We start from the raw sequence: 24,030 nt of genomic DNA on the forward strand, positions 1-24,030 counted from the left end.
TTACGCCTCCATCATAATTAGTTGTGGATCGTTCAGTAAACGCTTGATGTTGTTCATTGCATGCTGAGCTGTAGCACCATCAATAATACGGTGGTCAAAGCTCAAGGAAATCGCAAGAACAGGAGCTACAACTACTTCTCCGTCACGTACGACAGGTTTTTCAGCAATCCGGCCGATACCTAAGATCGCTACCTCTGGGTGGTTGATAACTGGTGTAAACCATTGACCACCAGCAGAGCCGATATTTGTAATCGTAGTGGAAGCACCTTTCATTTCGTCAGAAGAAAGTTTACCATCACGAGCTTTCACAGCTAGTTCATTGATTTCGCTAGAGATAGAGAAGACAGATTTGCGATCTGCGTCTTTAACGACTGGAACCAATAGTCCCTTATCTGTATCTGCAGCGATACCAATATTATAATAGTGTTTCTGGATAATTTCATCCGTATTGTCATCAACAGAAGTGTTGAGTACAGGATATTTCTTAAGTGTAGATACAAGAGACTTCACGACATAAGGAAGATATGTCAGCTTGATATCTTGTTCTGCAGCAACCGCTTTGAATTTCTTACGGTGAGCAACAAGTTCAGAAACATCCACTTCATCCATCAACGTAACGTGAGGTGCCGTTTGCTTGGAGTTAACCATAGCTTTCGCAATTGCTTTACGGATACCGCTCATTTTCTCGCGCGTTTCAGGATACGCTTCGCCAGCAGCTGGAGCCGCTTGTTGTGTAGATTCTTGTGCTGTTTCTTCTTTTTCCTGTGCAGTATCTTGGGCAGCTTCTGCCTGACCGCCGCTCATGAAGCTTTCTACGTCTTCTTTAGTGATACGGCCATTTTTGCCTGACCCTTGGACCTTACGAATATCCACATCGTTATCACGTGCGAATTTGCGTACTGATGGCATAGCAATGACACGTGTATCATCATCTACTGAATCATCTTGAGCTGCAGGTTCTTGAGATTTCGAATCATCTTTACTTTCTTCTTTAGGTTCCTCTTTAGGTTCTTCTTCCTTAGCTTCCGCTTCAGATTCACCAGAATCCTCAGAACCATCGTCAATTGTGATAATGACTGTACCGACTGTAGTTGTTTCTCCTTCATCTACATGGATTTCTTTAACCGTTCCATCTACTTGGGAAGGAATTTCAACAACAGCTTTGTCGTTTTGCACTTCACAAAGTACATCATCTTCTTTTACTTCATCGCCTGGTTTGACAAACCATTTTGCAATTTCACCTTCGTGGATACCTTCACCGATATCAGGCAATTTAAATTCAAACGCCACGGTTATAACCTCCTATTATTAGAGATGATTAAAAGTTCATAACTTCGTTTACTTTTTCAACAATCGTGTTATGGTTTGGTAACCATACTTCTTCAGCTTGAGTAAATGCATATACAGTGTCAGGAGCCGTTACACGAAGAACTGGGGCTTCAAGGTGCAAGATCGCACGTTCTTGAATTTCAGATACAACATTCGCAGCAATTCCTGCCTGTTTTTGAGCTTCTTGAATCATGACTGCACGGTTAGTTTTCTTCACGGACTCAAGGATTGTTTCATAGTCTACAGGACTGATTGTACGAAGGTCGATGACTTCTGCACTTACACCATCTTTTTCAAGTTCATCCGCTGCTTTCAAAGCAGAGTGAACCATCGCACCATAAGCGATAAGAGTAATATCGGAACCTTCACGCTTAATTGCTGCTTTATCAAGTTCTACTGTATATTCTTCTTCTGGTACTTCATCACGGAACGAACGGTAAAGCTTCATGTGCTCAAGGAAAACAACTGGGTCGTTATTACGGATGGAAGAAATCAATAGACCTTTCGCGTCGTAAGGGTTAGATGGAATAACAACACGAAGTCCTGGCTGCTGAGCCATTAGCCCTTCAAGGCTGTCTGCGTGAAGTTCAGGTGTGTGTACACCACCGCCGAAAGGAGAACGAATAGTGATCGGCATTTGACGTGTACCGCCAGAACGGTAGCGATAGCGTGCCATTTGACCACTGATTGCGTCCATAGTCTCGTAAACGAAACCGAAGAACTGGATTTCAGGTACTGGACGGAATCCAGTTAAAGCGAGACCAATGGACATACCACCGATTCCGGATTCAGCTAGAGGTGTATCAAATACACGATCTTCACCGAATTCTTTTTGAAGACCTTCTGTCGCACGGAATACTCCACCGTTTTGACCAACGTCTTCACCGAAAACTAGCACGTTTTCATCGTTTTTTAGTTCTGTGCGCATCGCGTCTGTGATGGCTTGAATCATTGTCATTTGTGCCATGATCTACTTCGACTCCTTTTCCTTGTATTCTTCCATCTGTTCTTTCAAGTTGGACGGAAGTTCATCATGCATGATACCGATCAAGTCAGTAACTTTTTGTTTTGGTGTGTTGTCTGCTTCTTTAACAGCTGCTTTAATTTCTTCTTTTGTTTTCTCAATCAATTCATTTTCTTCTTCCTCAGACCAAAGATCTTTAGCCTCTAGGAACTTACGGAAACGAACGATTGGATCTTTCTTTTCCCATTCGTTATCTTCATCTTCCGTACGGTAACGTGTTGGATCGTCACCAGCCATTGTGTGTGGTCCATAACGGTACGTAAGTGTCTCAATTAGTGTTGGGCCTTCACCGTTGATTGCACGTTCACGCGCATCTTTAGTTGCAGCATAAACGGCTAGTACGTCCATCCCATCAACTTGGATGCCTTCAATACCTGCAGCAACAGCTTTCTGAGCGATCGTTTGCGCCGCTGATTGCTTCTCAACAGGTACAGAAATTGCGAAGCGGTTGTTTTGCACGACAAAAATAGCCTGTGCACCGAACGCACCTGCGAAGTTAATCCCTTCATAGAAGTCACCCTGTGAAGCACCACCATCACCAGTGTAAGTAATAGCTACAGCATTTTCACCGCGCTTCTTATATCCAAGTCCTACACCAGCGGTCTGTGTAATTTGCGCACCGATAATGATTTGCGGGCTTACAGCGTTCACACCTTCAGGCATTTGGTTACCTTTATAGTGTCCGCGGGAGAATAGGAATGCTTGATATAGTGGAAGACCATGCCAGATCAATTGTGGGACATCACGATAACCTGGAAGTATAAAGTCTTCTTTCTCAAGTGCAAATTGACTTCCGAGCTGTGATGCTTCTTGACCAGCTGTCGGAGCATAGAAACCAAGACGTCCCTGACGGTTAAGTGCAATGGATCGCTGGTCCAAAATACGCGTATAAACCATACGGCGCATAATTTCTTTTAAATCTTCATCTGATAAATCAGGCATAGCGTCTTCGTTGACGATTTCGCCTTCTTCATTAAGGATTTGAAACGTTTCGAACTGATTTTCAATGTTCTCAAGAGTTCGTTTCAAAGTCATTCACCTCTTCCTTTCCTATTTTAAAAATGGATGCTGTGAGTAGCTTTCCCAATTATGAAAAAAAACTGTACCTTTTTGCTCTTTACGTTTTACCCTGTACACAACTTTATTAATCATACGTGCAAACTTAGCTAAAACTGTTATATTGAACGGCAACTTCTTAATGGTACAATGTAAATCCAATATGTAGTTTAGCTCAATTCGCCATCATTCGTCAATTACTTCGTAAAAGATAATGTCCTTCTGTGAACAGAGTCTCTTCATAGTTGTAAAAAACAGGCTGAAAATGTCGACAGAAATATGAATACTGTATCACTGAATTATTCAACCTGTATTAATCATAATTTTTTTCAGATGCAGATGCAAGAAAGAAAACTTCAGCAGACTTTCCAATTTGATTTCTATCCCTCGCAGCCTTCAACATCTTTGCTGAGAATATTTTCAAACAAAAAAACCGTTGAAAACAACGGTTTTATCATTTCTATTCATTCTCTTCTTTATAAGTAACTTCAACCCCTAGAGCATCATAGAACTCTTTCTTCTTGTCATTGTACTGATCTGTGTACTTGTTGAATTCTTCGTTTGCTTTTGTAACTTCGTTATACTTTTCGTTAATGCTCTCTACTTGTTTCTGAAGTTTTTCTTCAGTCAGATCCTTCTTTTGAAGCATTTCATACAATTCAGCATCAAGAGTTAATGCTTCTTCGTATGATTTGTAAAGCTTTTGATAAGCATCATAGCGTTTTTGCATAATCTCTACAAGCTCATTGCCTACTTCTTTCGCTTCTGCTTTTTCCTCATCTAAATCCTCGATTAACGGTTTGATCTTATCAAACTCTTCTTTCGCAGCTTCGATACTTTCTTTCTCTGTCTTTATTTTCTCTCTTCTTTCTTCAACGATGCCAGCCGCTTTTTTAGACTTCTCTTTAATCTGTTCAAATTCATCCATACTTAAATCAATGATTTCGTTGTACAATTTCTGCTCTTTATTTTCTAGATCGACTAAAGGCTGTTGCTGTTGGCGAAATTCATCCTCCAGCGTAACCGCTTTTTCCAAATGATCATAAATTTTTTCTTGAGCAGATTGGCCTGTACACGCAGTCAATAAAAAAACGCCTGCAGCTATAATAGCCATAAGCACGATTCGACGCACAAACATTTCCCCCTTGTTCTTACAACAAATCATTATTGTAATCTCGGCATATGTACAATAGTATAATAAATGAAAATAAATTGGAAGTGGATTTCTTTCAAATGTTTCCAATACGTCCTTATTTTGTTTGGAGCAAAAAGTTCCTCTTCTATCCCGTAAATTTGGAATGCGATCATAAATTTTTCTGTCTTAAATATTTAAATTGGACTTCATATGTAGTAAGGTACAATTTCCTAATTGCAAATGCTATGATCGAGATGATAAAGAAAGGATGTTTTCTATGATCACAATGGACGATATCGTTCGTGAGGGTCACCCAGCACTAAGAAAAGTGACCGAGGAAGTGTCTCTCCCTCCCTCAGAAGAAGATAAAGAAACACTTGAGGAGATGCTACAGTATTTAAAAAACAGTCAAGATGAGCAAGTTTGTGAGCGCTATGGTCTCAGGCCTGGAGTAGGACTCGCAGCTCCTCAAATTAACGTCAATAAACGTATGCTCGCGGTTCACTTCGTTGACCTTAAAGACAAACTCTACAGTTACGGTCTATTTAACCCACGTATTGTCAGCCATTCCGTGGAACGTACGTACCTGTCAACAGGAGAAGGCTGCCTATCGGTTGATAGAGAAGTACCGGGATATGTTCCACGCTATAGAAGAATTACCGTTAAAGCGACTGATCTTGAAGGCAATGAAGTAAAACTTCGTCTTAAGGATTACGCCGCTATCGTCTTTCAGCATGAAATTGATCATTTGCACGGAATTATGTTCTACGATCATATTGATAAAGACGATCCATTTAAAGAGCCAGAGAATGCCACTCCGGCAGATCGCTAATATAAAGAAGCCTGCACACAACGTGCAGGCTTCTTTACATACTATTTGGTTAAAAGTCCTAACTTATAGATAGCGTTGACTAAACCGCCCTCACTAACATCATCCGTTATCAAATCACTGACCGCTTTCGTCTCTTGGACGGCATTTCCCATCGCAACCCCCGTACCGATCTCCCGGATCATTTCTATGTCGTTCAATCCATCGCCAAACGCATAAGCTTCTTCGTTTTTGAGGCCTGCCGCTTCAATGAGTTTTTTAATCCCTTCAGCTTTTGATCCCCCCTGAGGAAGTACATCACAAGAAAACTCATGCCAACGAATGTAATCGAATGCTTTATGGTTTCTTCGGTACTCCTCTATCTCATCTCCTTCACAGAAAAGAAGGGATTGATAAATGTTTCTGCCTTTGAAAAAAGCTGTATCTTCTGGTGGATGATCCAAAAATAAAGAACCTAAGCTCTTTTCAATGTGTGAATGGTCGGGAGTCGATGCCTTCATTTCTTTGTGATTCATGAACACCATCGGGTGATTATTTGCTTCCGCATTTGAGTAAAGAGCTTCTAGTTCAGGTTCTGACAAGGGGTTTCTATAGATCTCTTCCCCTTCAAAAACAACATACTGGCCATTAAAACTGACAAAGGAATCGATTCCAAGTTTTTCTCTTAATTCTGGATACATAAACGGTGCTCGTCCTGTAGCAATAGCACAATACACCCCAGCATCTTGAAGCTCCTTTACGGCTTTAACCGTTGCTTCTGGAAGCTTTTTATCATGATCTAATAAAGTACCATCAATGTCGAAAAACGCAATTTTTTTGCTCATAGCCTATCCTCCATGATTTATTTTGTCTTACTATAATAGTTCTATGTACTATTTGGCTATACTGTAGCACGAGAGCATAGGTTTGAGAAGAAAAACACACGATAATAGTAATTTCTAATAGGTAAATGTTTCATTCTTTAAGAAACAGTATTATACTAAAGGTAACAGGGATTGGGCGGTTTAACGTTTTTGGCGCTTTTCTTCATCAGCGAAAGGAGATGGGCACAATGATGAAGCGTCTTCGAAGAAAGCTTAGAAAACGTTGGAAAAAGTTAATGAATCGTAAAACATACGCATAAGTCATGAATGCGGAACTTTTTACAGGGATGACTATCATTATCCTTACCATACGGCAAACAAACGTGCTATGATTGATGACAGGACAAGAATGTGGAAATTATATCTAGTTAGGAGCGATAGAGTAATGATATTCAAAGTACTATATCAGGAGCTTGCACAAGAAGTTCCTGTGCGCGAACGTACACAGGCCATGTACGTCGAAGCGGAAACCGAAAGAGAAGTACGTAAAAAATTGGCCAATAATGGGTTTAACATCGAATATATCCAGGTGCTTGATGAGGATCACTTGGCATATGAACAACAATCCGAAGATTTCGCTGTGGAGAATTTATAACACATGAAATTCGTAAAAAATGACCAAACAGCTGTGTTCGCACTCGGCGGACTCGGTGAAATTGGAAAAAATACGTACGGTGTACAGTTCCAAGACGAAATCATCCTCATTGATGCTGGTATTAAATTCCCGGAAGACGAACTGTTAGGAATCGACTATGTTATTCCGGACTATACCTACCTGGTACAAAACCAAGATAAAATTAAAGGGCTTTTCATCACGCATGGTCACGAAGACCACATCGGCGGAATCCCTTACTTGTTACGTGAAATCAACATTCCAATTTATGCTGGAAAGCTGGCAGCTGGCCTGCTTCGTAATAAACTGGATGAACATGGATTGTTACGGAATACAAAGATGCACACCATCCAAGAAGATGATGTCATTAAATTCCGTAAAACATCTGTGTCCTTCTTCCGTACGACGCATAGTATTCCAGATTCTTACGGAATTGTAGTAAAAACACCTCCTGGCAATATTGTGCACACAGGAGACTTTAAATTTGATTTCACCCCTGTTGGAGAACCAGCCGACTTAGCCAAAATGGCTGAGATTGGAAAAGAAGGCGTTCTCGCTCTGTTATCAGATAGTACAAACAGTGAAGTTCCTGGCTTCACAAAGTCCGAGCGTGTGGTCGGACAAAGTATTCATGACATCTTTTCACGCGTTGATGGCCGATTGATTTTTGCTACCTTTGCTTCAAATATTCATCGTCTGCAACAAGTCGTTGAAGCAGCTGTAAAATATGGCAGAAAAGTTGCGGTGTTTGGTCGGAGTATGGAAGCATCAATTTCAATTGGTCAGGAACTCGGTTATATCCGTGCTCCTAAAGATACGTTCATTGATGCACAGCAGATTAATCGTCTGCCAGCCAATGAAGTGACGATCCTTTGTACTGGTTCTCAAGGTGAACCTATGGCGGCTCTGTCCAGAATTGCCAATGGAACTCACCGTCAGATCCAAATTCAGCCTGGTGACACCGTTGTGTTCTCGTCTTCCCCAATCCCTGGAAACACAATCAGTGTCAGCCGCACAATCAACAAACTATATCGTGCAGGAGCAGAAGTCATTCACGGCCCATTGAACGACATTCACACTTCCGGTCACGGTAGTCAAGAAGAAATGAAATTGATGCTGCGCTTAATCCAACCAAGATTCTTCATGCCTATTCACGGTGAATACCGTATGTTGAAAGAGCATGCGAACTTGAGCCACGACTGCGGCCTTCAGCCTGAAGATTGCTTCGTCATGGATAATGGAGATGTATTAGCTCTAGGTAAAGACGAAGCGATGGTTGCTGGTAAAATCCCTTCTGGCTCCGTTTACGTAGATGGAAGCGGTATTGGCGATATCGGAAACATCGTGTTGAGAGACCGCCGTATTTTATCTGAAGAAGGACTTGTTATTGTAGTTGTGAGCATCAATATGAAAGAATTTAAGATCGCATCAGGTCCAGACATTATCTCTCGAGGATTCGTATACATGAGAGAGTCTGAAGACTTAATTAAAGAAGCTCAAAAGCTAGTCAGCTCCCATGTTGAGAAAGTGATGGAACGCAGGACCACCCAATGGTCTGAAATTAAAAACGAGATCACGGACACGATTGCACCATTTTTATTCGAAAAAACAAAACGTCGTCCAATGATCCTTCCGATCATTATGGAAGTATAAACCATAGTTAAAACCCCGCTGAAAATCAGCGGGGTTTTTGATTTAAAAAATAACGGTTTAAGTTAATCTTTTTATTGCTTTCTTCATGTCGGGTAAATCAAGGGAACCTGTTTCAAAGAAATTCTTAACAATATATTTTGAGAAATTTACGGCTGATTGATAATCAATATGACCAGGCAATGGAGCTTGATCTTCAATGACAACATCAATGATTACCGGTTTTTTTGATACGAAAGCCTGTTCCATCTTTGGTCCGAGTTCTTCGTAACTTTCAATTCGATACCCTTCCCCTCCACATGCTTCAGCAAATTTGGCAAAGTCCATATCCCCGAGATTCGTCATATAATTAACGTGTCCCATCTGCTCTTGCTCGTATTTGATCATACCAATTTTACTATTGTTCAATATAATCATCTTGATCGGTAAATCATATTTGACCGCGGTGACAAAATCGTGCATTACCATAGTGAAGCCTCCATCGCCTGCGACCCCTATGACTTGCTTATCCGGATATGCCTGTTGAGCAGCAATTGCTCCTGGCAATCCGCTCCCCATTGTTGCAAGCCATCCAGAAATAATAAATTTCTGATCAACCAATGGTAAAAAGCGAGTCAACCATACGGTAACATTTCCAACATCTCCTGAGATGACTGCCCCAGGCTGCATGTGCTTCTCTAACTCGTACATGACTTGCGGAGCGTGTAGAGGGTCATCTGTCGATCTCTTCTCTTCTTGGATAGCGACACGCCAATTGTTCATTTTTTCTTGGTACTCATTTAAGTAGGCACGTTCCTCAACTGGTTTAATCAGTTTAGTAAGGGCTGTTAGCGTTTCCTTCGCATCACCTGCAAGTCCCATTTCAATTGGATAATACTTACCAAGGTTTTCTGGGCGATAATCGATCTGAATAGCTTTTACGTGATCCGGCAAGAAATCACGGTAAGGAAACTGTGTACCAATTAAAATCAATAGATCGGTCTCCTTCACAGCATGGTAGGCAGGCTTTGTTCCTATTTGGCCATGCTGCCCAAGACAATAAGGATGATTGTCCGGTATAATTCCTTTTGCAAGTAAACTAAGTACAATAGGGGACTTAATCGCTTCAGCAAAATTGATCAGCTCATCCCTTGCATCTACTGTTCCTTTTCCTGCTAAGATGAGTGGCTTTTCTGACTGATCGATCAGTTCTTTCGCTTCCATCATATGTACCGTCTTCGGTACCATATCAGGCTTGTAATAGCCTCTTGATGTCAATCTAACATCGCCTTTTTGCTTCTTATCAAAAAGATCGTCAGGAACGATGAGAACAGCTACACCACTATGTGCATAAGCTTCTCTTATAGCTTGGTCTAAAAGATCAGGCAGCTGAGCTTCTGTTTCTGCACGCTTATTGTAAACTGCTACGTCATCGAACATTCGCTCCAAATTGATTTCCTGAAAGGCCTCTGTTCCTACTTCATCCGAATGCACTTGACCAACGAGAGCTAAGACAGGCGCTTTATCGGCTTTTGCATCATATAATCCGTTCATCAAGTGAACAGCCCCCGGTCCAGCGATTGATAAACATACTCCGAGTTTTCCGGTGAGTTTAGCGTACGAAGCAGCTGCAAGAGCTCCCACCTCTTCGTGTCGGACCTGAACGAATGATATATCCTTTTGCCTTTTCCTTAAATCATCGATTAATTCGTTAATAGAATCTCCTGGCATTCCGTAAATATGATCAACGCCCCAATCCACTAGTTGTTGGGCCATTACATCTCCTGTTCGTTTTTCATTAAACATTAGGCTCATCCTTTCACATTCACTGGGCTATTGTATTAGTCTTTAGCTATCTCTATTTCCGTTATTCAATAAAAGTAAACTAAATAAGTGAGTTGGGTGCTGGGCTAATGTTATTATTCATTCAAATTAAGGAGATCCGTTCTTCCATATAAGCCTCCTTATCTTGAAGACTTGAATTCGAGGTATTCTCCGGGCCGTTGCGTAATAAGTCTAAGGTTTCACGGAGAGCTTTAGCTCGAGGAGGCTCAGCACATGCCCACGGAAAGCGAGTGATTTCTCGGACCTCCAAATTCTACTTAGGGCAACGGAAAGCTCACAGTACCTCGAAATCAAGTCTTCCACTATCCTGGAATATAGTTTGATAAATCATTCTGCAGATTGCTTAACACTAATTGTATATAAATAAAAAACCCTACCTAAATGGCAGGGATTTTGTTAGTCTTCCACAACTAAGTTTTTCTCAAAGCGGCTAATATCTTTATCCGCACCAATTACAATTAGAATATCACTCTCACGAATTTCTTCAGTTGCCATCGGAGAAACAATAACGTCTTTGTTCCGCTTAATCGCTACGACATTACATCCGTATTCTGCACGAATATCAAGGTCAACAAGCGTACGGCCACTCATTTTACTTCCAGCTTTCACCTCAACAACACTGTGATCATCGGACAGTTCGATATAGTCCAGAATGTTGTTTGAGATGATGTTATGGGCGATACGTTTCCCCATATCACGTTCAGGGTGTACAACGTGATCGGCTCCAATCTTATTTAGAATCTTTTCATGATAATCATTTTGTGCTTTTACGGTAATCGTTTTGATGCCCAATTCTTTTAACATCAACGTAGTCAGCATGCTGGCCTGTATGTTATCGCCTATAGCAACTATTACATGGTCAATATTTCTTAACCCTAGCTCTCTCAACACACTTTCATCTGTAGAATCGGCGATTACTGCATGAGCTGCTATGTCACGATATTCATTAACTTTATCCTCATCGAGATCCAATGCAAGAACTTCCATACCTTCTCGGCTAAGTTCCCTGCAAATGCTGCCTCCAAAACGGCCTAGCCCTATGACGGCAAATTCTTTTTTCATGTGGCATTTCCTCCATCTTCTCACTGAAAATCTAAAGTTATTTTATCATATAACGCTTGATAAAACACAAAAAGTAGAGAAGAAGAAACTTCTCTACTTTTTACCTTTTACATAATCCGCATCGAACAAGAACATTCTCATTAGTAAAACAAGAGATGGGATAAGTAATAGTAACCCGGCGATGAATACGATTATTAGGGAGATTGCCATTGTTTCATTCGTTACACCGCTTGAAAGAGTAACATAAGGATTAAGAAGGTACGGAAGATGGGATGCTCCATATCCAAAGAACGCAACAAGGAATTGAAACATAACCGCAATGAAGGCCCATCCATAATGTTTCCCTTGATAAACTAGGAACACAGCGACCATGAAGAAGGCAACGGAAATCCCAAATACCCACCAAAGTTCAATGGCACGTTGATAATGCTCGGGATTTTGCTGACTTAATGCAATAAAAGTAGTTAAACTTGCAATGATGGTTGGTGAGCTCCAGAAAAGAGCATACTTTCTTACTAAATCTAATGCTGGCTGATCTCCAGCTCGATTAGCATAATACGCTAAAAACATCGAACTAATGTAAAGGACGGAGACAATAGCCAGGAAGACTACACTCCATGAATAAGGGCTCCTCAATAACTCTCCAGAAAGCAAATGAACCCCTGTTTCCGTCTCTTCAATAAATCCACCCTCTGAGATTGTCAATGCGGTAGAGAGTGAAGCTGGGATAAGCAATCCAGTCGCACCATAGAAGAACATGTAAACGAGATTATCTTTTGAGCCGTAGCTTTCAAATGCGTAGAAAGATCCGCGAATCGCGATCAGCACGATGGCGATACTTCCTGGAATTAGTAACGACTGGCCAAAATAATAGGCCATATCCGGGAAGAACCCGACCAATCCAACAAAGAAGAATACAAAGAAGACATTCGTAACCTCCCATACTGGAGATAAATACCTTGAAATCAGCTGGTTAATGATATGATCTTTTTTTGTTGCCTTCGCATAGAAGGCAAAGAATCCAGCCCCGAAGTCAATAGAGGCGACAATCAAATATCCATAAAGAAAGATCCATAGTACTGTAATTCCAATTAATTCGTAACTCATAATCAGTCATCCTCCTTCGTCGCTGCTACTTGAGGATAACGGTGCTCGAGTTCAAGCTCTGCAGGGTTATTTTTGAACATTTTTCTAAGAACAACGATACACCCTACAGCTAACACAGCATACAAGGCTACAAAAAGAATAAACATCCAATCGACATGAGGAGATGTGGTCGATCCTTCGAACACAGTCATGAACCCTCTTAATATCCACGGCTGACGACCAACTTCAGCAAAGACCCAGCCAAATTCAATGGCAAGCATAGACAATGGACCACCTGCGGCAATACCCCATAATAATAGCGGGTGATGTTCATTCCAATTCTTCACTTTCAGAAACACAATATATAAGAGTGAAATTCCAAGCGTGAAGAAACCAATAGAAACCATTAAATCAAACATATAATGAATCCAAAGAGGTGGCCGCTCATCCTCTGGAGTTTCTTCAAGCCCTGTCACTTCAGCATTGAAGTCTCCGTAGGCGAGAAAGCTAAGCGCATTTGGAATACGGATGGCATTTTCCACTTCGTTGTCTTCATTGAGCGTTCCGAACACGATTAAATCAGCCTGTTCTTCCGTTTCAAAATGCCACTCCCCTGCTGCTAGTTTTTCAGGCTGATGTTCAGCTAAGAATTTAGCAGAAAGGTCTCCAGCGATAGCTGTCATGATCGCAAAGATAAAAGTAGCAATTACCGTCAATTTTAAAGCCTTCTTATGATATTGAGATCCTTTTTTCATAAGAATAAAAAAGGCAGCAATAGCCGCTAAAACAGCAGCAGCCGTCAAATAGGAGGATGAGATGACGTGAAAAACTTTCGTCGGTGTAGCTGGATTGAACATTGCTTGTAAAGGATTAATGGACGTCACATTTCCATCTTCTAATTTGAACCCTTGAGGCGTGTTCATAAACGCATTTACTGTTGTAATGAAAAAGGCAGACATCGTCCCCCCAATGACCACTGGAATTGATAGGAGCCAGTGATAAATTGGATTCTTAAATCTATCCCATGTATACAAGTAAGCTCCCAGGAAGATGGCTTCAAAGAAGAAGGCAAAGGTCTCCATAAAGAGCGGCAGAGCGATAATATTTCCAGCCAACTGCATAAAACTTGGCCATAATAAAGACAACTGTAAACCGATAGCCGTACCTGTCACAACCCCTACGGCTACAGTAATTGTGTACCCTCTCGTCCATCGTCGAGCAAGTAATGTGTAGTGCGGATCTTTTTTCTTTATTCCAATGAGCTCTGCGATGGAAACCATCACAGGTACTCCTACGCCAATAGTTGCAAATATAGCGTGAAAGAGTAGCGTCAAAGAAGTCAGCATTCGACTCAACGTCGCGCTATCAAATTCAAACATTATTTTCCCCCTCACCACTTAAGGTCTAAAAAACATCGTCTATTTCACAGTATAAATGGTGGATAAGATCTATGGTTAAGATGTTAATGACTATTTTGTGACAAACTTCACAATCTATATAATTTACAATTATCATACCTTACACGTAGAAAACTGTCTAAAATTATGCCTATCTCTTTCTCCTCTTCCCTTTCTTTTGAAAGCTCTAACTTTAAATAAAGCATTAAAAAAAGAGACGCCTTTATTCGGCGTCTCTTCATAGACCTAAATGGCATCAAGCATTTGAAATTGTGCTTTAACCAGTTCATAGTATTCTCCCTTTTGTTCCATCAACTCTTCGTGGGAACCATTTTCTAGGACTCTTCCATTCTCTAGAACGAAAATATTATCGGCTTCGCGAATCGTTGACAAACGGTGTGCAATGATAATGGCTGTTCTGCCTTTCAATAATTTCCTAAGTGCCTTCTGGATTTTCATTTCTGTTTCTGTATCAATACTGGCGGTTGCTTCATCCAATATCAAAATCCTTGGATCCGCCAATAGAGCGCGGGCAAAGGATAACAATTGCCTTTCACCAGCAGATAGAATGTTACCTCGTTCTTCCACCTCAGTTTCATAACCATTGTTAAGGCGCATAATGAAGTCCTCGGCTCCCACGACACGAGCTGCTTCCTTAACTTCTTCATCAGAAGCGTCAGGACGTCCAAACCGAATGTTTTCCATAATCGTTCCAGAAAAAATGAAGGTGTCTTGTAGCACGACACTAATTTGCTGGCGGATGCTATCGATTGTGGCATCTTTTAGATCCACTCCATCAATTTTCACAGCTCCCTTTGTCGGATCGTAAAAACGACTAATTAAATTGGCAATCGTAGATTTTCCAGAGCCAGTATGACCAACAAGAGCCACTGTCTGTCCCTGCTTCATTTCAAGATTAATGTCATGGAGGGCGATACGTTTGTCATCATAGGCGAACTGAACATGTTCAAATTCGATGTGTCCCTTCATATCAGATAATTGCTTAGCATTAGTCTTTTCCTCAACATTTGGTTTTTCATCAAGGAATTCGAAAATTCGTTCAGATGCAGCCATAGCCATTAAGAGCTGATTGTACATCATTCCAAGTCTTGAAATAGGTTCCCAGAACATCCCTAGGAAAAAGGCAAACGATACAAACGTACCAATTTGGATGTCCCCTTGCAAAATTAGAAAAGCCCCAAATGAAATGAGGATGACCGTACCTACAGCATTACTCATTTCTACAAAAGGCCGGAACATAGCACTTTTCTTCGTAGCAGTACGCCAAGAACGAAAATTATCCGTATTTACGCCATCAAAGTATTCCGTGTTCTCCTTTTCTTGGGAGAAAGACTGGGTGATCCGGATCCCTTGGATACTCTCATTTAAGTGAGAATTCAGACGTGATTGCTGGATCCGTACATCCTGCCAGGAGCGTCGAATATTCCTCCTCAGCTTTGTGGAAATGTAGAACATAATCGGCATGATGACCATGATTGCCAATGCAAGCTCCGGGCTTAATACTAGTAGGATAACAATAATCCCCGTCAGCATCACTACATCCATCAGCAAATTTATAATCCCGTTTGTAAACAGCTCTTGAAGGGAATTAATATCATTCATAATACGAACAAGGATCGAACCTGCTGATCTTGAATCAAAAAATCGGTGAGATAAACGCTGGACGTGTGAAAATAGGTGCTGGCGCAAATCATAGATCACATTCTGCCCCAGAATATTAACATATTTAATTCTCAGAGCATTTCCTATATAGCTGAGTAAATAAAGAATTGCAATCCCTATAACAAGTTGAATTAATAAATTGGTATCACCGTCGCTAATGGCGACATCAATGGCAACTTTACCGATCAATATAGGAACGACCAGCCTTACAATGGTGGAAACTAGCATCGCAATGATAGAAATCGGAAGAAGATTCTTCGAATATGGTTTTACATATCTCAACAGCCGCCACATTTGACTCCAGTTAAATGGCTTTTCCACTGCTTGATCTTGAGTATATTTAAATCGATTTAAGTGTTTATTCGTTGTTGGCCTGTGTTTCGGTTTTCTTGCCAAATTAATCTCCCCCCTTTAAGAAATATGGGATGCATTCAATATTTTTTCTTTATCCTGGTATTGAATATCGTAAATACGCTGGTAAGGCCCACCATTTATGACTAGCTCCTCATGTACGCCGCGTTCTTTTACGACGCCGTCCTCGAGAACTATAATTTCATCGGCATGTTTTAAAGAAGAAATTCGGTGTGCAATGATGAATGTCGTTCTCCCTTTCATAACTTCTTGCAACGCTTTTTGAATTTGGAACTCTGTTTCCATATCTACAGCTGAAGTGGCATCATCTAAAACTAAGATTGCAGGGTCAATTAAGATTGCTCGTGCGATCGCGATCCTCTGTTTTTGTCCACCAGATAAACCCATCCCTCGTTCTCCTAGAAGGGTATCGTATCCTTCTGGCATCTCCATAATGAAGTCGTGAGCTTGAGCTCGTTTGGCTGCTGCTTTCACATCTTCAATTGTAGCATCTGGATTTCCATAAGAGATATTTTCCTTAATAGTGGTAGAAAATAAGAATGACTCCTGAAGGACGAATCCTATGTTTTTACGCAGTGTTTTTAATCCATATCTCTGGACAGGTTTACCGTCAATTAGTACTTTTCCTTTTTCAGGTTCATAGAATCTCGTGATCAACTGTGTGATGCTCGTTTTACCTGAGCCTGTTGCTCCGATTAAGCCGATGGTTTTTCCGGGAGGTGCATCAAACGTAATTCGCTTTAAGGCTGAATCGTCGTCTTCCGCATAAGTGAGTGTTACGTCATTAAAGGTTACATGCCCTTTAAGACGATCCTGTACAATAGCATCGTTTTTCTCCTGAATGTCCTCCTCAGCTTCCAGAATTTCCAAAAGGCGTTCGCCGGAAGCTTTTGATTGTGAAAACAAGTTAATCACAAACCCCAGGTTCATTAGGGGACCGAGAATATACCAGACTAAGCTGAAGAAGGCGACCAGTTCCCCTAACTGGAGAGGCCCGCTAATCACTAAGTATCCTCCATATGCCAGCAAGGCTACGACAGATACATTCCCTATAAATTCCATTAAAGGAAAATATTTAGACCAGATGTTGGATGTGTCAATATACTTCGTGCGGTAATCATTACTCCGCTTATCAAAACGTCCAATTTCAAAATCTTCTCTGGAAAGCGATTTCACTGTATTCATACCGCTAATATTTTCTTGAACACGTGTATTCAGTTTTCCAAAAGACTTCCGGATTTTTCGAAAAGCAGGGTGAACACGGCGATCAAACTTATATACAACGATACCCAAAAACGGCATGACAGCCATAGTCACTAAGGCGAGAGGAGGGGAATAGTAAAACATTACGCTTAAACTAATGAATATTAGTAGGAAGATTCTTATCAATTCAGAAAATCCGAAGGAAAGAAAAAAGCGGAACCCTTCTACATCTGCGGTCAAACGTGACATTAAGTCACCGGTTTTCGCATTATCGTAATATTTAAAAGAAAGACGCTGGAGTTTCTGATAAAGTTCATCACGCAAGGCATACACAGAACGAATTCCAAAATAATCTCCTAAGTATTGATGGAAGTAAGTGGCGACACCTTTGACAATCATCAAAACGATAAATATAGCACTAATGTAAGGGATAAGGTTGTATTGCTCTCCTATAATTACGTCATCAATTGTTCTTTGCAATACGATAGGATAAACAACAGTTATCGCTGTAACAAAAAGCAGTGAAAACAACGACCAAAGGAAAAACTTTTTATTCGGCCAATAAAACTGCTTTAACTTTTTAAAGGTATTCAAAGGTCTCCCTCCTCTAAAATAATTTTTAACGTAATTACTAATATATCGGGTATCGAAATATTTTTCCACCCATTTGATTCAATTTTTCCAAAATTTTATCGATTTCATCCTATGGTCTGAGGCCACTACTCATTCGTTTGCTGTATCTTCTATTTAATATCAATTATCACGACCCATATATTCCGCGACATAGGAGTATTCTTGAAAGCTTGGTTCGAGTTCTTTGGGCAATTTAGAGTCGTTGCCCCATCCACCATCACTCACACAAATGTTTCGAAACCGAGTATTCAGGATTGTGAGGCTAATTTTGATTAATTAAGATTTTTTTAACATTAATTATGTAGTTTCATTTCCTTTTGAAAACAGCTCTCTAAATAGAGAAAGTATAACAACAATAAAAAAAGCAATCCCTCTACTATTATGGGGATTGCTTTTAAAACATTCGTTTATTTTTGGTTGACTCCCAATACACGGTTTACACGCTTACGAAGCATTTTCATACCGCCACCTCCTGCTTGAAAGTGACGAAGGTTTCCTTCTTCATCAAAAACATAGTATGCAGGCACGTATTGGTTTTCAAACGCGTCCGTTAACGCGTGCTGGTTATCTACGTAAATCGGTTGGGTAATTCCATGCTCTTCTGCTACTTGTTTGATTTGGTCAAGGTCCAAATCTTTCTCAGAACGTGGCATGTGGACTGCGATAACATTTAAATCGTCTTTATACTCATCACGGAATTCATTAACGTTAGGCATCGCTTCCTTACATAGTCCACAGCTGACAGACCAGAAGTGAATCAATGTAGGCTTGCCTCCAACTAAATCCTCTTTCTTAAGGGGATCGCTGTTTAACCACTCGGTTGCTTCTGGCAGCTCCGGCATTGGTGTTCTTAGTTTCATGAAGAACATCCTCCTTTGTAATAGGTAGAGAAAAGGGTCTAACGCTCATGGTTAGACCCTAAAAACTTTGTGATTCAATTCTAATGATGCTTATAGGGTTTCTTGACCTGGCTTCCAGTTTGCTGGGCAAAGACCGCCAGTTTGGAGTGCTTGAAGCACACGTAATGTTTCATCAACATCACGACCAATGTTGTTGTGGTTTACAACTTGATACTGTAGCTCGCCTTCAGGGCTAATGATAAATAGTCCACGAAGAGCTACACCTTCATCTTCAAGAAGTACACCATAGTCGCGAGATACTTTGTGGTTCGTATCTGCCGCTAGAGAATAATGAAGGTCTCCAAGACCATTGTCCTCACGAGATGTGTTGATCCACGCTAGGTGCGTGTGAATTGTATCTGTAGATACCCCGATCACTTCTGCATCTAGATCCTCGAACTCATCGAAACGATCAGAAAGTGCTGTGATTTCAGTCGGGCATACGAATGTGAAGTCCATTGGGTAGAAGAAAAGGACTGTCCATTTGTCGTTTTTCATGTTCTCTTCAAGAGATACTTTACCAAATTCTTTGTTAGGAAGCACTGCATCCATTTCAAAGCGTGGTGCTTGTTTTGCTACCATACGTTCTGCCATTTGAAATCCCTCCGAAAAAAATGTTCATGTATTTTTTCTCACATACACTAGTATAACGAGCAGGCTGATTATAGTCAATGTTAAGTAATAGTAAATTTAATTTGCTGAAAATTAGCTGTTTACCTGCTCATTCTTCTAGTATGGATACATTTGGTTCTCATTAAACAATAATTAGTCAGGAAAGTAAAATCATTTGCATAGAAGACCCTTTCGACAATAATCTTGATTTATTTTACATTATTAATTGAAAACCTGCACACGATTCCGATATTCTATTAAAAGGGTACTTAGGCTATTTGGAAAGGAGTTCTATTATGAATTTATTTGAAGAAGGTTTTGTCTTCAACCCATCTGTGGTTGTTGAATGGCTGATCACAGGCGGTTTGAAAATTCTTGTTTTACTTATCGCTTTTGCAATCATTAAACCAATAGGTACAAAAGCAATAGAAGCAGCGATTAACCGAATGAGTACACAAAGAAAGTTATCTGAAAGAAGAAATAAGACACTCCAAAAACTTACTGTTAATATTTTCTCCTATTCGCTGTTCTTCATACTAGTGATTATGCTCTTAAGCACGATTGGTATTAATATTGGCCCACTTCTGGCTGGTGCAGGAATAGTCGGCCTGGCAATCGGGTTTGGCGCACAAGGGTTAGTGTCAGATATCGTTACAGGTTTCTTCATTCTTCTCGAGCGTCAAGTTGAGGTGGATGATTATGTTACAGCTGGCGGTTATGATGGAGTTGTAGAAGAAGTAGGTATTCGTACAACAAAAATACGCAGTTTTGATGGTACATTGAATTTTATACCTAACCGTAACATCTCAGGGGTTGCTAACCATTCGCGCGGCAACATGCGCGCTCTTGTCGATATTGGCATTGGTTACGATGAGAATATTGATGAAGCTATGAAGGTACTTAAAGCAGTTGCTGATCGTTTTACTGAGGATGAACGGTTTAAAGAAGGCCCTGATGTCCTTGGTGTTCAAAGCCTTGGTTCCTCTGACGTTGTTATCCGTATTCTTGGGAAAACGGCGAATATGGAACAGTGGGGAGTTGAACGTGATTTAAGAAAAGCAATGAAAGAGGCTTTGGATGAGGCAGGAATCGAAATCCCTTATCCACATCAAGTCTATGTAAACAAAAATGAGAGCGAAGAGTAGTCACTGACACACCAAGAGCCCGGTTATAGAACCGGGCTCTTTCTTATTCTGTAGCTTCCCATACTTCCACTTTTCTGATCTGTCCATTTTCCATATCGACGATCTTGAATTGAAGCTCTTCCCCGCTCACCACAGTCCCTTCTTTGGCATCATAATCCTTGGTATAGATCCAACCTGATATTGTGTCAATATCATCGTGACTCAATTCAACATCAAAGAAGTCATTAATGTCGGCAATCGAAGTTTTTCCTTCTAATAAAAAATGGCCATTCTTTAAACGCTTGATTTCTCGCTCTTCCCCATGATCAAACTCATCACGGATTTCTCCTACTATTTCCTCGATAATGTCTTCTACTGTCACAATACCTGCCGTTCCCCCATATTCATCCATAAGAACAGCAAGATGAGTGCGCTCTTTCTTCATTTTTACAAGAAGGTCATTAATGGGTACATTTTCGAATACCTTGAGTGCCGGACGGAGAAATGGCCTAAGTGTTCCTTGCTGCTCTACATCTTCATAAAAAAACTCTTTCATATGAATAATGCCCAATATGTGATCTTTATCATCATCAACGACGGGGTACCTCGTATAGCGATTATTTCTCATTACCCGAATGTTCGTTGAGATTGAATCGTTGATATCCAACACAGCCATTTCTGTCCTAGGAATCATTATTTCTTTCGCCGTTCTGTTATCAAATTCAAAAATGCGGTCAACGTACGTATACTCAGAACGATTGATCTCCCCTTGCTGGTAGCTTTGGGTCAAGATGTATCTTAACTCGTCTTCTGAGTGGACTTCATCTGACTCTTTTGCTGTCTGGAATCCAAACAGTCTTACCAAAATGTTCGCAGATCCATTCAGTAACCAAATCAATGGATACATTAATTTACTGTATAGAACGAGTGGTCTTCCCAACAAAAGAGTGATACTCTCTGCTTTTTGAATGGCAAGTGTTTTAGGAGCTAATTCACCCAAGACCACATGTAAAAACGTAATGACGAAAAATGCTATAGCAAAACTAATGGTATGAGATATACCCGAGGGAAGCTCGAATCCTTCTAATAATGGATGAAGCAACACCTCTAACGTAGGTTCTCCCAGCCAACCTAAACCTAAAGCAGTGATAGTAATTCCTAATTGACAAGCAGATAAGTAATAATCCAAATCATTTGTTAGTTTAATTCCAGTTTTGGCCTTTTTATTTCCTTCTGCAGCCCGGGCTTCCAGTCTGGTCTTTCTCACCTTTACGATTGCAAATTCACTTGCAACAAAAAAAGCGGTTAATACAATTAATAAGGCTACAGCCAAGAGCTTTATCGTAGTTTCCATAAACATTCCTCTCCCTATTCTATGTACTGGAGGCAAGAGCCTCCAAAAGGCTATCAGGAGAAACGACTATCAATTTCTTGACAAATTTCATCTGCTGTACGGCCATGAGCATTGATGACAGACCCTTGAGTTTCTGTATCCATGACCCCCATGACATTCTGATCTTGACCTGAAATGACACAGCAATCACAGCCAGCAGCGTCCTCCTGACTTCTAAGTTCTACTAATTCATACCCTTTTTGCTGTAGCGCTGAACGTATATCACTTAAATTCTGTTCAATTCCTATCTTTTTCACAACATCCACCTCCTGCTTAGAGTAAACGTACACCACTAGTGTTTACTTTCAGCTTGAAGGTATTCATGTTTACGTTTTACAGTTTTCTTAGCCCCTGTTCTACAATCTCAACACCTACAAGTAATGCCTCTTCCTTTGGGGTGAGTGTTGCCTGATGGAGCCCTGCTTCTGAGTCGACACCAAGCCAGAACATAAACCCAGGAATTTCCCTTAACATATACCCGAAGTCTTCTCCGGTCATCGCCATTTGTGCTTCTTGGTACCTATAGTCTGTATCCTCTACAAGTGTTTGAAATGCATCAACTGCAGCTTCATCGTTGAACACTTGATAGTAAGTAGAGCCATAATCAATAGAAATTTGACAATCATTAGCGATCTCATACCCTTGAGCGATTTTTTCAATTTCTTTTTTCACCCTCTCCATTGATTCGGGTGATAAAGTCCGAATGGTACCTTCAAGCCTTGCTGATTGCGCAATGATGTTTTGTACAGTCCCGCTCTCGATTTTTCCAATTGTAATGACAGCACTATCCAATGGATCGACTCTTCGGGCTACAATCTGCTGTAAATGGGATACAAAAGAGCTGGCAGCGATTACCATATCATGAGTTAAATGAGGAAAGGCAGCATGACCACCTTTTCCTGAAAAGTCTATAAATAGTTCGCTTGTGTTTGCAAATAAGAGTCCTGGCTTTGTGGAAACCGTTCCTACCGGTAAGTCAGGAGCAATATGCAAGGCAAAGATTTTATCTGGTCTGAAATTTTTCATAACTTCAGATTGCATCATCGGTTCTGCTCCGCCTGGTCCTTCTTCTGCCGGCTGGAACAAAAAAACGGAATGATGCTCTGCAGGACGCTTTGCTAACCTTGTCAATGCTCCTAAGGCAATTGTCATATGAAAATCATGGCCGCAGGCGTGCATCTGGCCTTTATGATCGGAAGTAAAGGCATAGCCGGTTTCTTCTCTTAGAGGTAAGCCGTCAATATCTGCTCGATAGCCGACGGTTTGTTCACCCATTGTTCCTTCCACTTTTACAATAATTCCTGTCTCCCATGTTTCCACTGTTAGGTGTTCCTGAGGTAGCTTTTCTATATAATCTAACAAATACCTCTGAGTTTTGAATTCCTGGAAACCAAGTTCCGGAATTCTGTGTAATTCTCTCCGTATTTTGATTAAATTCTCTATTTTCAACTATATCTCTCCCTTAAAAGAAAAGCCTTGCTCATAAGCAAGGCCTTACCGTTTAATTATCTAATTTGCGTAGTTCTTGTTTGATTTCAGTCTTTGATTTCGTTTGATCATCGATATCTTTAATCACTTTTGCAGGCGTTCCAGCAACCAATGTATTTGGTGGTACATCTTCTGTTACGATTGAACCGGCGGCTACCACAGCCCCTTCGCCTACAGTGACACCTTCCAACACGACAGCATTCGCGCCAATGACTACTCCGTCTTCAATAACGACAGGCTTAGCAGAAGGCGGTTCGATGACGCCAGCTAGAACAGCACCAGCTCCAATATGACAATTCTTTCCTACTGTTGCACGGCCACCAAGAACGACGTTCATATCAATCATCGTTCCTTCCCCTACTACTGATCCAATATTGATCATAGCACCAAGCATAATGACCGCTCCATCTCCGATTTCAACTTGATCACGGATGACAGCGCCAGGTTCAATTCGAGCGTTGACATTTTTCAAATCAAGAAGTGGAATTGCAGAATTTCTGCGATCGTTCTCAATCACATAGTCATCAAGCTGGTCAGCATTCGCTTCTAAAAGTGGCTGAATGACTTTCCACTCTCCAAACAATACACCTGATTTTCCACTGATGAAGTCTTGAACTTGGTTACCGAAGTCAATATCCTCAAGTTTTTCCCCTTTGACATAAACTTTTACCGGCGTGGACTTTTCACTATTTGAAATGAAAGAGATAATTTCATTAGCATCCATTTGTTTCACAACATCGTCCTCCTTATGTACT

At 40.8% G+C, this 24,030-nt stretch carries 21 protein-coding genes; 4 read left to right on the forward strand and 17 right to left on the reverse strand.

All coding sequences use genetic code 11. The features are described 5' to 3' along the window. From ACRYKC_RS02955 to ACRYKC_RS02970, 4 genes are all read right to left on the reverse strand, one after another. Positions 1–1,290, reverse strand: coding sequence for a dihydrolipoamide acetyltransferase family protein (locus ACRYKC_RS02955; protein WP_433805176.1), 1,290 nt, complete (start codon positions 1,288–1,290; stop codon positions 1–3). A 28-nt stretch (positions 1,291–1,318) separates the two neighbouring features. Then, positions 1,319–2,296 (reverse strand): alpha-ketoacid dehydrogenase subunit beta, encoded by a 978-nt coding sequence (locus tag ACRYKC_RS02960; protein ID WP_433805177.1) that lies wholly within the window; start codon positions 2,294–2,296, stop codon positions 1,319–1,321. 3 nt (positions 2,297–2,299) lie between these two features. Beyond that, a complete protein-coding gene (pdhA, locus tag ACRYKC_RS02965; RefSeq protein WP_433805700.1) occupies positions 2,300–3,382 on the reverse strand; it encodes a pyruvate dehydrogenase (acetyl-transferring) E1 component subunit alpha in 1,083 nt (360 codons plus the stop codon). A 487-nt stretch (positions 3,383–3,869) separates the two neighbouring features. After that, the gene (locus ACRYKC_RS02970) at positions 3,870–4,541 is read right to left on the reverse strand and encodes a YkyA family protein (protein ID WP_433805178.1); all 672 of its coding nucleotides are present in this window, start codon (positions 4,539–4,541) and stop codon (positions 3,870–3,872) included. 280 nt (positions 4,542–4,821) lie between these two features. Here ACRYKC_RS02970 and def point away from each other — a divergent pair, with 280 nt between their 5' ends. Continuing rightward, positions 4,822–5,376: a peptide deformylase gene (gene def, locus ACRYKC_RS02975; protein ID WP_433805179.1), complete on the forward strand. Its 555-nt coding sequence runs from the start codon at positions 4,822–4,824 to the stop codon at positions 5,374–5,376. A 41-nt stretch (positions 5,377–5,417) separates the two neighbouring features. On the opposite strand, the gene ACRYKC_RS02980 is transcribed toward def, so the two are convergent. Beyond that, positions 5,418–6,197, reverse strand: a complete 780-nt coding sequence (locus ACRYKC_RS02980) for a Cof-type HAD-IIB family hydrolase (RefSeq protein WP_433805180.1) — start codon at positions 6,195–6,197, stop codon at positions 5,418–5,420. Between the two features lie 424 nt (positions 6,198–6,621). On the opposite strand from ACRYKC_RS02980, the gene ACRYKC_RS02985 reads away from it, so the two are divergent. Together ACRYKC_RS02985 and rnjA are read left to right on the forward strand one after the other, a co-directional pair. Beyond that, complete coding sequence (locus ACRYKC_RS02985; RefSeq protein WP_433805181.1) at positions 6,622–6,831, forward strand: DNA-dependent RNA polymerase subunit epsilon; 210 nt, start codon at positions 6,622–6,624, stop codon at positions 6,829–6,831. Positions 6,832–6,834: 3 nt separating this feature from the next. After that, positions 6,835–8,502, forward strand: coding sequence for a ribonuclease J1 (gene rnjA, locus ACRYKC_RS02990; RefSeq protein ID WP_085030103.1), 1,668 nt, complete (start codon positions 6,835–6,837; stop codon positions 8,500–8,502). A 57-nt stretch (positions 8,503–8,559) separates the two neighbouring features. Here rnjA and ACRYKC_RS02995 read toward each other — a convergent pair whose 3' ends face one another. The 8 genes from ACRYKC_RS02995 to ACRYKC_RS03030 form a co-directional block, all read right to left on the reverse strand. After that, positions 8,560–10,293: a pyruvate oxidase gene (locus tag ACRYKC_RS02995; RefSeq protein WP_433805182.1), complete on the reverse strand. Its 1,734-nt coding sequence runs from the start codon at positions 10,291–10,293 to the stop codon at positions 8,560–8,562. Between the two features lie 426 nt (positions 10,294–10,719). Beyond that, the gene (locus ACRYKC_RS03000) at positions 10,720–11,385 is read right to left on the reverse strand and encodes a potassium channel family protein (RefSeq protein WP_433805183.1); all 666 of its coding nucleotides are present in this window, start codon (positions 11,383–11,385) and stop codon (positions 10,720–10,722) included. 93 nt (positions 11,386–11,478) lie between these two features. After that, a complete protein-coding gene (locus tag ACRYKC_RS03005) occupies positions 11,479–12,492 on the reverse strand; it encodes a cytochrome d ubiquinol oxidase subunit II (protein ID WP_433805184.1) in 1,014 nt (337 codons plus the stop codon). A 2-nt stretch (positions 12,493–12,494) separates the two neighbouring features. Then, positions 12,495–13,850 carry a cytochrome ubiquinol oxidase subunit I gene (locus ACRYKC_RS03010; protein ID WP_433805185.1) on the reverse strand — a complete coding sequence of 452 codons (1,356 nt, stop codon included), beginning with the start codon at positions 13,848–13,850 and terminating at the stop codon, positions 12,495–12,497. Between the two features lie 264 nt (positions 13,851–14,114). Beyond that, positions 14,115–15,947 carry an ABC transporter ATP-binding protein gene (locus ACRYKC_RS03015; protein WP_433805186.1) on the reverse strand — a complete coding sequence of 611 codons (1,833 nt, stop codon included), beginning with the start codon at positions 15,945–15,947 and terminating at the stop codon, positions 14,115–14,117. Positions 15,948–15,962: 15 nt separating this feature from the next. After that, on the reverse strand, positions 15,963–17,720 hold the full coding sequence (locus ACRYKC_RS03020) for an ABC transporter ATP-binding protein (RefSeq protein ID WP_433805187.1): 1,758 nt from the start codon (positions 17,718–17,720) through the stop codon (positions 15,963–15,965). Between the two features lie 446 nt (positions 17,721–18,166). Further along, positions 18,167–18,619, reverse strand: coding sequence for a redoxin domain-containing protein (locus tag ACRYKC_RS03025; RefSeq protein ID WP_433805188.1), 453 nt, complete (start codon positions 18,617–18,619; stop codon positions 18,167–18,169). A gap of 90 nt (positions 18,620–18,709) precedes the next feature. Beyond that, positions 18,710–19,252: a peroxiredoxin gene (locus tag ACRYKC_RS03030; protein WP_433805189.1), complete on the reverse strand. Its 543-nt coding sequence runs from the start codon at positions 19,250–19,252 to the stop codon at positions 18,710–18,712. A 314-nt stretch (positions 19,253–19,566) separates the two neighbouring features. Between ACRYKC_RS03030 and ACRYKC_RS03035 the strand changes: the two genes are divergently transcribed. Continuing rightward, positions 19,567–20,415: a mechanosensitive ion channel family protein gene (locus tag ACRYKC_RS03035; protein ID WP_433805190.1), complete on the forward strand. Its 849-nt coding sequence runs from the start codon at positions 19,567–19,569 to the stop codon at positions 20,413–20,415. A gap of 43 nt (positions 20,416–20,458) precedes the next feature. Here ACRYKC_RS03035 and ACRYKC_RS03040 read toward each other — a convergent pair whose 3' ends face one another. The 4 genes from ACRYKC_RS03040 to dapD form a co-directional block, all read right to left on the reverse strand. Further along, complete coding sequence (locus ACRYKC_RS03040) at positions 20,459–21,748, reverse strand: hemolysin family protein (RefSeq protein ID WP_433805192.1); 1,290 nt, start codon at positions 21,746–21,748, stop codon at positions 20,459–20,461. 53 nt (positions 21,749–21,801) lie between these two features. Beyond that, complete coding sequence (locus ACRYKC_RS03045) at positions 21,802–22,044, reverse strand: YkuS family protein (protein ID WP_433805193.1); 243 nt, start codon at positions 22,042–22,044, stop codon at positions 21,802–21,804. Between the two features lie 76 nt (positions 22,045–22,120). Beyond that, the gene (locus tag ACRYKC_RS03050; protein ID WP_433805194.1) at positions 22,121–23,236 is read right to left on the reverse strand and encodes an N-acetyldiaminopimelate deacetylase; all 1,116 of its coding nucleotides are present in this window, start codon (positions 23,234–23,236) and stop codon (positions 22,121–22,123) included. A gap of 52 nt (positions 23,237–23,288) precedes the next feature. Continuing rightward, positions 23,289–24,008: a 2,3,4,5-tetrahydropyridine-2,6-dicarboxylate N-acetyltransferase gene (dapD, locus tag ACRYKC_RS03055; RefSeq protein ID WP_433805195.1), complete on the reverse strand. Its 720-nt coding sequence runs from the start codon at positions 24,006–24,008 to the stop codon at positions 23,289–23,291. Positions 24,009–24,030 lie beyond the last annotated feature (22 nt).

This window comes from Halobacillus sp. A1-3 (assembly GCF_050971765.1).
In the GTDB taxonomy this organism is placed as follows: domain Bacteria; phylum Bacillota; class Bacilli; order Bacillales; family Halobacillaceae; genus Halobacillus; species Halobacillus mangrovi_B.